Origin of the sequence: Saccharopolyspora gloriosae (assembly GCF_022828475.1) — a bacterium.
Classification (GTDB): domain Bacteria; phylum Actinomycetota; class Actinomycetes; order Mycobacteriales; family Pseudonocardiaceae; genus Saccharopolyspora_C; species Saccharopolyspora_C gloriosae_A.
Genome location: NZ_CP059557.1, coordinates 6,443,959 through 6,458,962 on the forward strand (window position 1 = coordinate 6,443,959; position 15,004 = coordinate 6,458,962).

Consider the following 15,004-nt stretch of genomic DNA (forward strand, 5'->3'; position numbering starts at 1 on the left):
TTCAGTTCCCTCCTTGCGAGGTCACGGGGTCGGTGACGCCGACCTCGCTCATGGTCGCCCCGACCGACGGGGTGATCACGTCCAGCACCGGCTTCGGGTACACGCCGAGCGCGAGCACCAGCACGATCAGCGGGGTCAACACGGCGATCTCCCGCGGCTGCAGGTCGAGCACGCGTGCCCGGTGCGCGCCGGGTTTGTTCGGGTCGGTGACCGCGCCGGGGCCGCCCGCGGTGCCGACGAGCGCGTCGCCGCGCACCGGTCCTTGCATGATCCGCTGGTAGAGCCGCAGCACGTACACGGCGGCGAGCACCATGCCGATGGTGGCGAGCACGGTGTACACCGGCCGCGTCGGGAATGCGCCCAGCAGCACCAGGAATTCGCTGATGAAGGAGTTGGTGCCCGGCAGCGACAGGGTGCTGAGCCCGGCGATGAGCAACGTCCCCGCCAGCAGCGGAGTGATCTTCGCCATGCCGCCGTAGTCGGCGATCCGGGTGGACCCGCCGCGCGCGATGATCATGCCGATGACCAGGATCAGCAGCCCGGTCGCGAGGCTGTGGTTGAGCATGTACGACACCGCGCCGACCTGGGCCTGCGAGGTGTAGGCGAAGATCCCGAGCGCGATGAACCCGAAGTGCGCGATGGACACGTAGGCGATGAACCGCTTCAGGTCGGTCTGCCCGAACGCCTGCAGCGAGCCGTAGAGCACGCCGAGCACCGCGAGCACCAGCACCAGCGGCGCCAGCAGCTGGGATGCCTCCGGGGTCAGCGGCAGGCTGTAGCGCAGGAAGCCGAAGGTGCCGACCTTGTCGAGCACGCCGACGACGATCACCGCGACGCCGATCGGAGCCTGCTCTGCGGCGTCCGGCAGCCAGGTGTGCAGCGGGACCAGCGGCGCCTTGATCGCGAACGCGGTGAAGAAGCCCAGGAAGATCCACACCTGCACGGAGACCGGCGCGTCCGCGAGGATCGGCACCAGCGTCGCCCAGTCGAACGTGCCCTGGCCGGTGGCCTGCGCGGCGTAGACGTACGCGCCGATCGCGGCGGCCAGCATGATCAGGCCGCCGAGGAACGAGTACAGGAAGAACTTCACCGCCGCGTGCTTGCCGCGCTCACCGCCGTAGCCGCCGATGAGGAAGTACATCGGGATCAGCATGATCTCGAACAGCACGTAGAACAGGAACACGTCGGTCGCGGCGAACACCGCCACCGTCAGCGCCTGTTCCACCAGCAGCAGCGCGAAGAACCCGCCGTGGCTGCGGCCTTCCGGCAGCCGTTCGCCCCAGCTGAAGCCGAGCACCAGCGGCATCAGCAGCGCGATCACGGCGACCATGACCAGCGCGATGCCGTCCACGGCGAACGACACCCGGATGTCGTACGCGGGAATCCATTCGATCGAGCTCGCCAGTTGCAGGCGCGGACCGGCCGGGTCGTAGGCGACCCAGGCGGCGATCGCGAGCGCGAACTCCGCCAGGGACACCGCGAGCGCCGTCCACTTCGCCGCGGGGGCGTTGCGGCGCAGCAGCCCGACCGCGACCGCCCCGGCCAGCGGCAGCAGGATGAGCGCGAGGAGCAGGGTCATCGGATCTCCTCTTCCACACGGCTTTGCGCGAGGGATTGCACGGCCCTGACTTCCGGATCGGGGGCCTCGGGGCCGGGGTTGTTCGGCGCGACGGCACCGGGCGAGTCGGTCATGGCGTTCCCACCACCATCAGCGCGCCGATCAGCAGCACGCCGCCGCAGAGCATGGACAGCGCGTAGGAACGCACGAACCCGTTCTGCCTGCGCCGCGCCCAGCCGGAGCCGCCTTGCAGCGCGGCGACGAGCCCGTTCACGGCACCGTCCACGGCGGCGCGGTCGAACGTGACCAGCCCGCGGGTGAGTCCGGCGGTCGGTTTCACGGCGACGGCGTCGTTGAGCGCGTTGCCGCCGAGGTCGGCGCGGGCGGCCCGCACCACGGGCGACACCCGCTCCGGCCGGGTCACCGGTACCGGCTTGCGGCCGACGAGCAGCCACGCGGCGAGGGCGCCGAGCGCGGAGAGCGCCACGGTCAGGATCGGGATCACCGAGTGCGGCAGCGCTCCGCCGTGCGATTCCTGCAGTTCGCCGAGTGTCGGCGCGAGGAAGGTGACCAGCCGGTCGCCGGAGGCGAGGAACATGCCCGCGCCCACCGAACCGATGGCCAGCACGATCATCGGCCCGGTCATGATCGCCGGAGATTCGTGCGGGTGGAAGTCGTGGCCGTCCTCGGACTTCAGCTTCTCCCAGCGCTTCTCGCCGAAGAACGTCAGCAGCACCAGCCGCGTCATGTAGAACGCGGTCAGCGCGGCGCCGAGCAGCGCGGCACCGCCGAACACCCAGCCCCGCCAGCCTTCCTGCCCGAACGCGGCCTCGATGATCGCGTCCTTCGAGTAGAAGCCGGACAGGAACGGGAACCCGATCAGCGCCAGGTAGCCGAGCGCGAAGGTGGCGAAGGTGATCGGCAGGTACTTCGCGAGCCCGCCGAACTTGCGCATGTTCACCTCGTCGCGCATCGCGTGCATCACCGAACCGGCGCCGAGGAACAGCCCTGCCTTGAAGAACCCGTGGGTGAGCAGGTGCATGATGCCGAGCGCGTACCCGGCCGGACCGAGCCCCACGGCGAGGATCATGTAGCCGATCTGGCTGACCGTGGAGTACGCCAGCACCTTCTTGATGTCGTCGTAGGCGCAGCCGATGACGCAGCCGACCAGCAACGTGACGGCGCCGATGATCGTGACGACCAGCCTGCCGTCCGGTGAGAGCGTGTACAGCGGGTTGGACCGCGCGATCAGGTACACCCCGGCGGTGACCATGGTGGCCGCGTGGATCAGCGCGGACACCGGAGTGGGGCCTTCCATCGCGTCCGGCAGCCACGCCTGCAGCGGCACCTGACCGGACTTGCCGCAGGCACCGAGCAGCAGCAACAGCGTGATCGCCAGCAGCACCCCGGACGAGAGCTCCCCGGCGCGGGCGAAGACCTCGGTGTACTGGGTGGTGCCGAGCTTCGCGAACAGCAGGAAGATCGCCAGCGCGAGCCCGACGTCGCCGACGCGGTTCATCACGAACGCCTTCGTCGCCGCCGCGGCCGCCGTCGGCCGGTGCTGCCAGAACCCGATCAGCAGGTAAGACGCCAGGCCGACGCCTTCCCAGCCGAGGTAGAGCGTCAGGAAGCTGTTGCCCAGCACCAGGATCAGCATCGCGGCGACGAACAGGTTCAGGTAGCCGAAGAACCGGCGCCGCTCGGTGTTGTCCCGCCCGGTGCGGCCCTGCTGGTCGTGGGCCATGTAGCCGATCGAGTAGAGGTGGATCAGCGCGCCCACCCCGGTGATCAGCAGCACGAACACCATGGACAGCGGGTCCAGCCGGAGCCCGAAGTCCACTTGCAGCGCGTTGACCGGGATCCACGAGAACACGTGCAGTTCGCGCACCGGCTCCGCGTCGCGCGCGATGGACGCGAACAGCGCGACCCCGTAGGCGAACGTGGCGATCACCGTCGCGCTGCCGAGCAGGTGCCCCCACCCGTTGGCGCGGCGCCCCGCGAGCAGCAGCACGGTCGCGCCGAGCAGGGGCAGCGCGATGAGCAGCCAGGCGTTGCCCTGGACGGCGCCCTGCGCGGACTGCACCGCGAGGAGATCGGGACCGCTGGCCGAAAACGTCGTCGTCACGCCAGGCTCTCCCTACTGTGAGTGCGAACGGGGGTTCGGAGGTGCGGGGTTCGGCGGTGCGGCCGCCACGCCGGCGGCGGGCCGCTACCGCACGGTCCGAGCTGCGGGCCGGTCACGGAGACGAGCACGGGTGCCCCCTAGTACTTGAGGAGGTTGGCGTCGTCGACCGAGGCCGAGCGGCGGGTGCGGAAGATCGACATGATGATCGCCAGGCCCACCACGACTTCGGCGGCGGCGACGACCATCACGAAGAACGCCATCACCTGCCCGTGCACGGAACCTTCGATGCGGGCGAACGTGACCAGCGTCAGGTTCACCGCGTTGAGCATCAGCTCGACGCACATGAACACGACGATGGCGTTGCGCCGCACCAGCACGCCGACTGCTCCGATGCTGAACAGCAGCGCGGACAGCAGCAGGTAGTAGGTCGGGGTCACTGCCGGACCTCCTCGGGGGACGGGTGCCCGGAGCCGGACAGCCCGTTCGTGCCGTTCTCACCGTTGTCGTGCCGGGATTCGGGCAGGTCGTCGACGGGCTCGGTCCCGATTTCCGGCTCTTCCGGTTCGCCGGTGCGTCCGGTCAGCGCGTGCGGATCCGGCCCGGTTCCGTTGCCCGTGACGGCGTCGCGTTCCCGGGCGAGCCGTTCCGCGGGCAGGTTGTCCAAGATCTCCGAGAGCGATTCGGGGGCCACCGAACCGTCCGGCAGCAGCGCCGGAGTGGCCACCGAGTTCGCCGTCGCGAACACGCCGGGACCGGGCAGCGGCGAGGACCGGTCGCCGCGCAGCCGGGCTTCGACGCGTTCCTTCTGGCTCACCCGCGCGGCGCGTCCCTTGCCGCCGAAGGCCAGCACCATCGCGCCGAGCGCCGCGGTGATCAGCAGCGCGGAGGTCAGCTCGAACGGGAACAGGTAGTCCGTGAAGATCAGCGCGCCGAGCCCGCCCGCACCGCCGCCGCGGGCCGACCACGGGTCCAGCGGCGCGGCCACCGGAACGTTCGTGAGCGCCCGGGCCAGCCCGGTCACCAGCAGCAGCGCGAACGCCACACCGGCGACGGCGGCCCAGAGCCGCTGTCCGCGCAGCACCTCCACCACCGAGTCCGAGGAGTCCCGCCCGACCATCATCAGCACGAACAGGAACAGCATCATGATCGCGCCGGTGTAGACGATGATCTGGGTGAAGCCGAGGAACGGCGCGCTCTGCGCCATGTACAGCACACCGAGGCTGAGCATCGTCAGCACCAGCCACAGCGCCGAGTGCACCGCGTTGCGGGCGAAGACCATGCCGAGCGCCCCGACCAGCGCCAGCGGGCCGAGGATCCAGAACGTCACGGCCTCGCCGGTGCCGACCACGTCCGCGGCCTGCTGCTGAGCGAGGACCGCCGTTGCCGCGAGCATCACCGTCGGGCCTCCTCTTGGCCGGTCTCAACGGTCTCGCCCTCGGGCACGCCGGTCTGCCGCGCCAGTTCGGGGCCGCGCACGTAGTAGTCCTGCTCGTCCTCGCCGAGCCGCATCGGGTGCGGCGGCTGCTCCATGCCGGGCAGCAGCGGGGCCAGCAGGTCCTCCTTGGTGTAGATGAGGTTCTGCCGGTCGTCGTCGGCCGTCTCGTACTCGTTGGTCATGGTCAGCGAGCGCGTCGGACAGGCCTCGATGCACAGGCCGCAGCCGATGCAGCGCAGGTAGTTGATCTGGTAGTCCGCGCCGAAGCGCTCACCGGGCGAGTAGCGCTGTTCGTCGGTGTTGTCGCCGCCCTCGACGAAGATCGCGTCGGCCGGGCAGGCCCAGGCGCACAGCTCGCAGCCCACGCACTTCTCCAGCCCGTCCGGATGCCGGTTGAGCTGGTGACGACCGTGGAACCGGGGCGCGGTGACCTTCTTGACCTCGGGATATTCCTCGGTGACGACCTTCTTGAACATGGTCGAGAAGGTGACGCCGAAACCTTTCAACGGATCAAACACTGCCCGCTCCCTCCTTCGAGGCGTCGTCGGCCCCGGACGACGGCACCTGGGTGCGTCGCGGTGGGGTCGGGGGCACTTGCAGGTCCAGTGGCGGAACCGGGAAGCCGCTGCCCGCCATCGGAGCTTCGGGCTCGGCCGGTTCCGCCGGCTTGCGGTCCGGGAGCAGGAAGGCGGCGGCCACGACCGCCGCGATCACCACCGCGCCGATGATCAGGAACTGCGGCGAGGTCAGCAGCTGCTCGTTGCGCAGCGCGCGGATCACGGTGACGACGACGATCCACAGCAGGCTCAGCGGGACCAGGAGCTTCCAGCCGAGGTTCATGAACTGGTCGTAGCGCAGCCGCGGCAGGGTGGCGCGCAGCCACACGAAGAAGAACAGGAACAGCAGCGTCTTGCCGAGGAACCAGAGCGCTCCCCACCAGCCGGTGTCGAGCACGCCGTCGCCGATCAGGTTCAGCGGCCACGGCGCGTGCCAGCCGCCGAGGAACAACGTGCTGGCCAGGGCCGAGACGGTGACCATGTTGATGTACTCGGCGAGGAAGAACAGCGCGAACTTCAGCGAGGCGTACTCGGTGTGGAAGCCGCCGACGAGTTCCGATTCGGCTTCCGGCAGGTCGAACGGGGCGCGGTTGGTCTCGCCGACCATGGACACCGCGTAGACCAGGAAGCTGAACGGCAGCAGCAGCGCGAACCAGCCGTGGGCCTGCGCTTCGACGATTCCCGAGGTGGACAGCGTGCCCGCGTACATGATCACGGCCACGAACGACAGGCCCATCGCGATCTCGTAGGAGATCACCTGCGCCGCCGAGCGCAGGGAACCGAGCAGCGGGTACGGGGAACCGGACGCCCACCCGGCGAGCACGATGCCGTACACACCGATGGAGGCGCTGGCCAGCACCACCAGCAGGCCGACCGGCAGGTCCACGAGTTGCAGCGCGGTGCGCTCGCCGAAGATCGTGACCTCCGGGCCGATCGGGATCACCGAGAACGACACCAGCGCGGGAGTCGCGGAGATCACCGGGGCCAGGAAGTACACCCACTTGTCGGCCATCACCGGCCGGATGTCCTCTTTGAACGCGAGCTTCAGCCCGTCGGCAAGCGATTGCAGGATGCCGAACGGTCCGGCCCGGTTCGGGCCGGGACGGTGCTGCATGCGGCCGATGACGCGGCGTTCCGCCCAGATCGTCAGCAGCGTCATCAACACCAGGAAGGCGAAGATCACCACGACTTTGATCAGGATCAGCCAGATCGGGTCGTCGGCGAGCAGTTCCGCGGTACGGGTCATGACCGGCTCCCTTCCGCGCCGCCGAAGCCGAGTCCGGCGTGCCCGTTGCCGCTGTGCCCGTTGCCCACGTGCCCGTTCGCATGCCCGTTGGTGGTGGCGATCGCCGGGGCGAGCGCCACCGATGCGCCGTGGCCGACGCCGAGCACCCGGTTCACCTGCGACGGGCCGGAGGCGCTGGGCAACCACACCACTTCGTCGGGCATCTCGGTGAGCCGCGCCTCGACGGTGATCGCACCGCGGTCGCCGCGGATCTCGACGTGCTGGCGTTCCCGCACGCCGAGTCGTTGCGCGGTGGCGGGCGAGAGCATCGCCACCGTGTCCCGCCGGGTGCCCGCGAGGTTCGGTTCCTCGACCTGCAGGGAGGCGTCGTCGAGCAGTTGCCGCCAGGTCGCCAGCAGCGCCCGGCCCGGTCCCGGTGGTGCGGCGGGGCGCACCACCTCGTCCGGCGCCGGAGGCTTCGCGCCGGTACCGCGGCCGAGCCGGTCCAGTTCGGCTCCCGCCGCCGCCGGGCTCTGGGTGAACAGGTCCGCGTCCATCTCCACGGCAAGCGTGTCCAGCACCCGGCAGTCCGGCAGCGCGGTGCTCTCGATGGTGACGCCGAATTCGCGGCGGCGGCCTTCCCAGTTCAGGTAGCTGCCCGACTTCTCCACGCTCGGCGCGATCGGCAGCACCACGTCGGCGTGCTCGGTGACGGCGCTGGGCCGCATTTCGAGGCTGACGACGAAGTCGGCGTGCGCCACGGCTTGCCGGGCGAGTTCCGGGTCGGGCAGGTCGTCCGGGTCGACGCCGCCGACGAGCAGCCCGCCGAGGTCGCCGCGGGCGGCGGCACGCAGGATGCTGGTGGTGTCGCGCCCCGGCGTGCCGGGCAGGCTGTCGGCGTCCACGCCCCAGGTCTGGGCGACTTCGGCGCAGGCGGTGAGGTCGCCGACGTCGCGCCCGCCGGGCAGCAGCGTCGGCAGCGCCCCGGCTTCGACGGCGCCGCGTTCGCCTGCGCGGCGCGGGATCCAGGCGATCCGCGCGCCGGTGCGGGCAGCGGTGCGCTCCAGTTCGGAGAACAGCCCGGGAATCTGCGCGGCGCGTTCGCCGACGGCGAGCACCGCGCCACCGGACCGCAGCAATTCGTCCACTTCGGACGGAAGCTCGGCCAGCGCGGCCGCCTCCCCGCCGGGCGGGCAGGGCAGCAGCGCGCCGGTGCGCACCGGTCCGCCGTCGTTCATGATCCGCGTGGTCTTCTCCACGCCGGGCGAGTTCCACTGCCCCAGGTGGAAGATCTTCGTGCGTCCCTTGCGCGCCGCTTTGCGCAGCCGCAGGAACACGATCGGCGCCTCTTCCTCCGGTTCGAACGCCACGCACAGCACGGCGGGCGCGGCTTCGAGGTCCGCGTAGGTGACCGCGCCCGAGTCCGGTCCCGTGCCCACCACGGTCGAGGCCAGGAACGCGAGCTCCTCGTCGGAGTGGGCGCGAGCCCTGGCGTCGATGTCGTTGGTGCGCAACGCGATCCGCGCGAACTTCGCGTACGAGTAGGCGTCCTCCACCGTCAACCGGCCGCCCGGCAGCACCCCCACGCCGCGGTCGTCGCGAGCCGCGATGAGCCCCTCGGCCGCCTTGCGCAGTGCTTCCGTCCAGGAAGCGGACCGCAGCTCACCGTTCTCCCGCACCAACGGCCGGGTGAACCGGTCCGTCGCGGTGGTGTAGCGGAAGCCGAACCGGCCCTTGTCGCAGATCCACTCCTCGTTGACCTCCGGGTCCTCGCCCGCGAGCTTGCGCATCACCTTGCCGCGCCGCCAGTCCGTCCGCGTCGAGCAGCCCGACGAGCAGTGCTCGCACACGCCCGGCGTGGACACCAGGTCGAACGGCCGGGACCGGAACCGGTAGGCCGCGCTGGTCAACGCGCCGACCGGGCAGATCTGGATGGTGTTGCCGGAGAAGTACGACTGGAACGGCTGCTGCTCGGCGATGCCGATCTGCTGCACCGCCCCGCGTTCCAGCAGTTCGATGAACGGGTCACCGGCGATCTGCTTGGAGAACCGGGTGCAGCGCTGGCACAGCACGCAGCGCTCCCGGTCCAGCAGCACCTGCTCGGAGATCGGCACCGGCTTGGCGAAGGTCCGCTTGGTGTCGTGGAACCGGGACTCGGCGCGGCCGTGCTTGAGCGCCTGGTTCTGCAGCGGGCACTCGCCGCCCTTGTCGCAGATCGGGCAGTCCAGCGGGTGGTTGATCAGCAGCAGCTCCATCACGCCCTGCTGCGCCTTGTCCGCCACCGGCGACGTGTTCTGCGTCTTCACGACCATGCCGTCGGCGACGGTCATCGTGCACGAAGCCTGCGGCTTCGGCATCGCCCGGCCGTTCATCTCGACCTCGACCAGGCACTGCCTGCACGCGCCCGCCGGGTCCAGCAGCGGGTGATCGCAGAACCGGGGGATGACGATGCCCATCCGCTCGGCGGTGCGGATCAGCAGCTCGCCCTTCGGGGCGTCGATTTCGACGCCGTCGATGGTCAGCCGGACATGCCCCTCGGGGACCGGCTTCGTCTCACGCTCGGATGCCACCGTCATCGGGCCGCTCCTGCCAGTGCGGGCTCGCCCGGCTCCGCGCCGGGCCGGTTCTGCTGACACAGCGCGAGGAATTCCTCGCGGAAGTACTTGATGCCACTGGTGATCGGGCTGACCGCACCGTCACCGAGGGCGCAGAAGGAACGGCCGAAGATGTTGTCGCAGACGTCGAGCAGCGTGTCGATGTCCTCCTCGGTGCCGTGTCCTTCGACCATGCGCTCCAGCACTTGGGCGAGCCAGAAGGTGCCCTCCCGGCAGGGAGTGCACTTTCCGCACGATTCGTGCTCGTAGAACTGGGTCCACTTCATCACCGCCCACGGCACGGACACGGTCTCGTTGAAGACCATCAGGGCCGTGGTGCCCAGCATCGAGCCGGCTTCGGCGGCGCCCTCGAAGTCCAGCGGGACGTCCAGGTGCTCGGCGGTGAACAGCGGCGTGGACGAACCGCCCGGTGTCCAGAACTTGAGCGGGACGCCGTCTTTCATGCCGCCCGCGAGCTCCAGCAGTTCCCGCAGCGTGGTGCCCAGCGGGGCCTCGTACTGGCCGGGGTTCTCGACGTGCCCGGACAGCGAGTAGATCTTCGGGCCGGGCGACTTCTCCCGCCCCATGGTGCGGAACCAGTCCGAACCGCCGTTGACGATGAACGGCACCGAGGCGATCGTCTCGACGTTGTTCACCGTCGTCGGGCACGCGTAGAGCCCGGCGGCGGCGGGGAACGGCGGCTTGAGCCGGGGCTGGCCGCGCTTGCCCTCCAGCGAGTCCAGCAGCGCCGTCTCCTCACCGCAGATGTAGGCGCCCGCCCCGGCGTGCACCACGATGTCGCAGTCGAAACCGGACCCGAGGATGTCCTTGCCCAGGTAGCCCGCCGCATACGCTTCCTGCACGGCGTTGTTCAACCGGCGGATGCAGTGCAGCGCCTCACCGCGCACGTAGATCGCCGAGAAGTGCGAGCGCATCGCGTAGCAGGCGATGATCACGCCCTCCACCAGCGAATGCGGATCGGCCATCATCAGCGGAATGTCCTTGCAGGTGCCCGGTTCACCCTCGTCGGCGTTGACGACGAGGTAGTGCGGCTTCACCGGTTCCTTCGGCATGAAGCTCCACTTCACGCCGGCCGGGAACCCGGCGCCGCCGCGACCGCGCAGGCCCGCGGACTTCACCAGCTCGATCAGCTGGTCCGGCTGCGCCCGCAACGCCTTGCGCAGCGCGGTGTAGCCCTCCAGCTGCTCGTAGGTGCGGATGCTCCACGAGTTCGGGGACAGCCACCGCTTCGTCAGCACCGGCGTGAGGTCGTCGGGCTGGTTCGGGGAGTTCGCGTCGGTCATGGCCCTCACTCCTTCGCGGGCAGCGGCGGGATTTCGGCGTCGTCCGGCATCGGCGGCGCGGTCCAGCCGCGCTCGCGGGCCAGGTGGGCGCCGCGCACCGTTTCGGGTGCGGCCGACGGTCCGTCCACCGTGTCCTTTAGCCGGGCGCCGGGCCGGTCGAAGAACCCGGCGAGCTGCCGTTCGGTGCGGCGGAAGTCCGTCAGCGGGGCGCCGCGCGTCGGGTCCGGTTTCTCCCCGCGCTGCAAGGACTTCACCAGGTCCAGCGCCGAATCCGGGCTCTGCTTGTCGTAGTACTCGTAGTCGACCTGCAGCACCGGGGCGTGGTCGCAGGCGGCGAGGCACTCGGCGTGCTCCAGCGTCAGCGAACCCTGCTCGCCCGGTGTCCCGGAGGTCTCGTCGTGCCCGACGCCCAAGTGCTCCGACACCCGCCGGTAGATCGCGTCCCCGCCGAGCGCCGCGCACAGCGTGTTCGTGCAGACGCTCACCAGGTGCTCACCGCAGGGCTTGCGCTTGTACATCGTGTAGAACGTGGCGACCGCGCTGACTTCCGCGGCCGACAGCGCGAGCTGCTCGGCGCAGAACTCGATGCCCTCGGTGCTGACGTGGCCCTGCTCGGACTGCACGAGGTGCAGCATCGGCAGCAGCGCCGACCGGGCCTCCGGGTAGCGCTCGATGAGCTTGCGCGCGTCGGCCCGCACGTCCTCGCCGAACACCGGCTCGCCGGGCGGGCTCAGCACGTGCTCGGTGGTGGTGAAATCGAACTGCTCGGTCATCGGTCCACCCCGCCCATCACCGGGTCGATCGAGGCCACTGCCGCGATCACGTCCGCGACCAGTCCGCCCTCGGCCATCGCCGGGAACGCCTGGAGGTTCACGAAGCTCGGTTCCCGCACGTGCACCCGCATCGGCCGGGTGCCGCCGTCGGAGACCAAGTGGTAGCCCAGCTCGCCGCGCGGCGACTCCACCGGCGAGTACACCTGCCCCGGTGGCACGTCGAAGCCCTCGGTGACCAGCTTGAAGTGGTGGATCAGCGATTCCATCGACTGGCCCATGATCTTGCGGACGTGCTCCAGGGAGTTGCCCATGCCGTCCGGGCCGATGCTCAGCTTCGCGGGCCAGGCGATCTTCGGGTCGTCCACCATCACCGGACCGGACTCGAACGCGTCCAAGCACTGCCGGATGATCTTCAGGGATTCGTGGATCTCGTCCAGCCGCAACAGGAACCGGGCGAAGCAGTCTCCGTCGGTGCTCGTCGGCACCTCGAAGTCGAAGTTCTCGTAGCCGCAGTACGGCTCGATCTTGCGCAGGTCCCAGGCGATGCCCGCCGAGCGCAGGATCGGCCCCGTCACGCCCAGTTGCAGGCAGCCGTCCAGCGGCAGGTACCCGACGTTCTTGAGGCGCTGCTTCCAGATCGGCTGCCCGGAGAACAACTTCGCGTAGTCCGGCAGCCGCTTGTCCATGACCTTGATGAACTCCAGGACCTTCTCCCGGTAGTTCTCCGGCAGGTCCTGGGCGACCCCGCCCGGCCGGACGAACGCGTGGTTCATCCGCAGGCCGGTCAGGAACTCCAGCAGGTGCAGCACTTCCTCGCGGTCGCGGAACCCGAAGGTCATGCCCGTGGTGGACCCCAGCTCCATCGCGCCGGTGGCCATGAACACCAGGTGCGAGGAGATCCGGTTCAGCTCCATCAGCATGATCCGGAACGTCTGCGCCCGCGTCGGGGCCTCCACGCCGAGCAGCTTTTCCACGCCGAGGCAGTAGGCCGTCTCGTTGTACAGCGGCGCCAGGTAGTCCATCCGCGTCACGAAGGTGACGCCCTGGGTCCAGGTGCGGTACTCGGTGTTCTTCTCGATCCCGGTGTGCAGGTAGCCGATGACGGAGCGGGCCTGGGTGACGGTCTCGCCCTCCAGCTCCAGCACCAGCCGCAGCACGCCGTGCGTCGACGGGTGCTGCGGGCCGAGGTTGATGACGACCCGTTCGGAATCGCCCGCCTCGTCGAGGAACTCGTCCCAGTCCCCGCCGGTGACGGTGTACACGCGGCCTTCGGTCGTTTCCCGCGATTCCGCGGGGTGAGCCGGGTCCGTGGTGGGATCGGTCAGTGGTTCGGTGGTCATGTTCAGCACCTCTCCGCGTGCTGCCTGCCGTGACTGCTGAGTGCGCGGCGCCTCATGAATAAGCTCGTCGCTGGTCCGGCGGTGGGATCTCGGCGCCCTTGTACTCCACCGGGATGCCGCCCAGCGGGTAGTCCTTGCGCTGCGGGTGCCCGTCCCAGTCGTCCGGCATCAAGATCCGGGTGAGCGCGGGATGCCCGTCGTAGATCAGCCCGAACATGTCCCACGCCTCGCGCTCCTGGAAGTCCGCGGTCGGGTAGACGGACACGATCGACGGCAGGTGCGGATCCTCGGCGTCCACCGCCACTTCCAGCCGGATGCGGCGCCGGTAGGTCATCGACGTCAGGTGGTAGACGGAGTGCAGCCGCTGCGGCACCTCCGGCCCGTAGTCCACGCCGGAGACCGAGCTGCACAGTTCGAAGCGCAGCGCCGGATCGTCGCGCAGCGAGGAACAGGTCCGCACCAGGTACTCGCGGTCCACGTAGAAGGTGATCTCCCCGCGGTCCACCGTGATCTGCTGGATCGCCGCGTCGATTCCCTTGTCCCGCAACGAATCCAGCAGCGCGTCGGCCACTTCGTCGAACCACCCGCCGTAGGGCCGTTCGGCGGCCTGCGGCACGTGCGGCGGCAACCGGAGCCCGCCGTAGCCGGAGGTGTCACCGGAGCCGCGCACGCCGAACATGCCCTGCCGAGACCTGCCGGCGACGATCGGCTCCCGGTGTTCGGCGACCGCGCCGCCACCGGCCCGGACCGGTTCGAGGCCCTCGTCGGCGCGTTCCGCGCTGGAGCCCTTCTCGCCGGGGTCCGGGGTGGTCTGCTTCGAGTCGGTCATCCCGCTCACCTGCCCGCGCCGAGTTGCCGCTGCGTCTGCTCCCGCTGCGCGTCGGTCTCGACCGCGAGCGGGCCTTCCGCGCCCATCTCCTTGCGCTGCGCCAGCTGCTGCCGTTCGGCGCGCTCGCGCTGCGAACGGTTCTTCGGCGCGAAGCGCTCGGAGGAGGCGATGAGTTCGGTGCGATCCCCGCTCTCGGCGCGCAACGCGGCGCGCTTGGCGTTGATCGGCTCGTCCATGACCTTGGCGTGCAGCTTGAGGATCGCGTCCAGCAGCATCTCCGGCCGCGGCGGACAGCCCGGCAGGTACATGTCCACCGGCACCACGTGATCCACGCCTTGCACCACCGCGTAGTTGTTGAACATCCCGCCGGTGGAGGCGCACACGCCCATCGCCAGCACCCAGCGCGGCTCCGGCATCTGGTCGTAGATCTGCCGCAGAACCGGGGCCATCTTGTTGGTCACCCGACCGGCGACGATCATCAGATCGGCCTGCCGCGGGGAAGCGGAGAAGCGCTCCATGCCGAACCTGGCGATGTCGTAGCGGGAACCGCCGACCGTCATCATCTCGATCGCGCAGCACGCCAACCCGAAGGTCGCGGGCCACATCGAGGTTTTCCGGGTCCAGTTGACGAGCTTTTCCACGTTGGCCAACAGGATGCCGTTGGGCAGCTGCTCTTCGAGGCCCATCTCGGCACTCCTTCCGCTGTCGCCATTGAGAACGGTCAGTGCTCGCTCAGGTCCGGGATCCGCCCGGCGACCCGGGCGTCAATTCCAGTCGAGACCTCCGCGTCGCCACACGTAGGCGTAGGCGAACCCGACGGTGACGATGAACAACACGACCTCGGCCACACCGAACAGACCGAGGGAGTCCGCGGACACCGCGAACGGGTAGAGGAAGACCATTTCGATGTCGAAGAGGATGAACAGCATCGCCGTGATGTAGTACGCGACCGGCATCCGGCCGCCGCCCATCACGGGCTGCGGCGAAGGCTCGATCCCGCACTCGTAGGCATCGAGCTTCGCCTTGTTGTATCGGCGGGGGCCGACCAGTGGTGCGATGCTCACCGAGAACACCGCGAATCCCAGTGCCAGCGCGAACATCAGCACCAGCGGGATGTACGGATCGAGCACGCCCGAAGCGCCCGCGTCGCCCATGACACCGCCCTCCTTCGCTGCCCCCGCCGAGACGAAGGTCACGTCTCTGGCGTCGATTCAGCACCTTATGCGGTCGGTTGTGACCACTCCGCAGTGAGGCGAACCTAACT

Annotated in this window: 13 protein-coding genes; all 13 read right to left on the reverse strand. The window is 69.6% G+C overall.

Annotated features, from left to right (window positions below; genetic code table 11):
• Position 1: 1 nt before the first annotated feature.
• Entirely contained in the window at positions 2–1,579 is a 1,578-nt protein-coding gene (locus H2Q94_RS28385; RefSeq protein ID WP_243790194.1) for a complex I subunit 4 family protein, read from the reverse strand.
• Positions 1,580–1,688: 109 nt separating this feature from the next.
• Positions 1,689–3,641, reverse strand: coding sequence for an NADH-quinone oxidoreductase subunit L (nuoL, locus tag H2Q94_RS28390; protein WP_243795964.1), 1,953 nt, complete (start codon positions 3,639–3,641; stop codon positions 1,689–1,691).
• Between the two features lie 179 nt (positions 3,642–3,820).
• Positions 3,821–4,120 carry an NADH-quinone oxidoreductase subunit NuoK gene (gene nuoK, locus H2Q94_RS28395; RefSeq protein ID WP_200068963.1) on the reverse strand — a complete coding sequence of 100 codons (300 nt, stop codon included), beginning with the start codon at positions 4,118–4,120 and terminating at the stop codon, positions 3,821–3,823.
• A complete protein-coding gene (locus H2Q94_RS28400; protein ID WP_243790195.1) occupies positions 4,117–5,076 on the reverse strand; it encodes an NADH-quinone oxidoreductase subunit J in 960 nt (319 codons plus the stop codon). Before H2Q94_RS28400 ends, nuoK begins: the two co-directional genes overlap by 4 nt.
• Positions 5,076–5,636, reverse strand: coding sequence for an NADH-quinone oxidoreductase subunit NuoI (gene nuoI, locus H2Q94_RS28405; protein ID WP_258718639.1), 561 nt, complete (start codon positions 5,634–5,636; stop codon positions 5,076–5,078). The genes H2Q94_RS28400 and nuoI overlap by 1 nt, the downstream gene beginning before the upstream one ends.
• Positions 5,629–6,921, reverse strand: a complete 1,293-nt coding sequence (gene nuoH, locus H2Q94_RS28410) for an NADH-quinone oxidoreductase subunit NuoH (protein WP_243790196.1) — start codon at positions 6,919–6,921, stop codon at positions 5,629–5,631. Before nuoH ends, nuoI begins: the two co-directional genes overlap by 8 nt.
• Entirely contained in the window at positions 6,918–9,476 is a 2,559-nt protein-coding gene (locus tag H2Q94_RS28415; protein WP_243790197.1) for an NADH-quinone oxidoreductase subunit G, read from the reverse strand. Before H2Q94_RS28415 ends, nuoH begins: the two co-directional genes overlap by 4 nt.
• Entirely contained in the window at positions 9,473–10,798 is a 1,326-nt protein-coding gene (nuoF, locus tag H2Q94_RS28420) for an NADH-quinone oxidoreductase subunit NuoF (RefSeq protein ID WP_243790198.1), read from the reverse strand. The genes H2Q94_RS28415 and nuoF overlap by 4 nt, the downstream gene beginning before the upstream one ends.
• Positions 10,799–10,803: 5 nt before the next feature.
• Complete coding sequence (gene nuoE, locus H2Q94_RS28425) at positions 10,804–11,571, reverse strand: NADH-quinone oxidoreductase subunit NuoE (protein WP_243790199.1); 768 nt, start codon at positions 11,569–11,571, stop codon at positions 10,804–10,806.
• Positions 11,568–12,911: an NADH-quinone oxidoreductase subunit D gene (locus H2Q94_RS28430; protein ID WP_243790200.1), complete on the reverse strand. Its 1,344-nt coding sequence runs from the start codon at positions 12,909–12,911 to the stop codon at positions 11,568–11,570. The genes nuoE and H2Q94_RS28430 overlap by 4 nt, the downstream gene beginning before the upstream one ends.
• Before the next feature lie 52 nt (positions 12,912–12,963).
• On the reverse strand, positions 12,964–13,740 hold the full coding sequence (locus tag H2Q94_RS28435) for an NADH-quinone oxidoreductase subunit C (RefSeq protein WP_243790201.1): 777 nt from the start codon (positions 13,738–13,740) through the stop codon (positions 12,964–12,966).
• Positions 13,741–13,745: 5 nt separating this feature from the next.
• Positions 13,746–14,426, reverse strand: a complete 681-nt coding sequence (locus tag H2Q94_RS28440) for a NuoB/complex I 20 kDa subunit family protein (protein WP_243790202.1) — start codon at positions 14,424–14,426, stop codon at positions 13,746–13,748.
• Between the two features lie 78 nt (positions 14,427–14,504).
• Positions 14,505–14,894, reverse strand: coding sequence for an NADH-quinone oxidoreductase subunit A (locus H2Q94_RS28445; protein ID WP_243790203.1), 390 nt, complete (start codon positions 14,892–14,894; stop codon positions 14,505–14,507).
• Positions 14,895–15,004 lie beyond the last annotated feature (110 nt).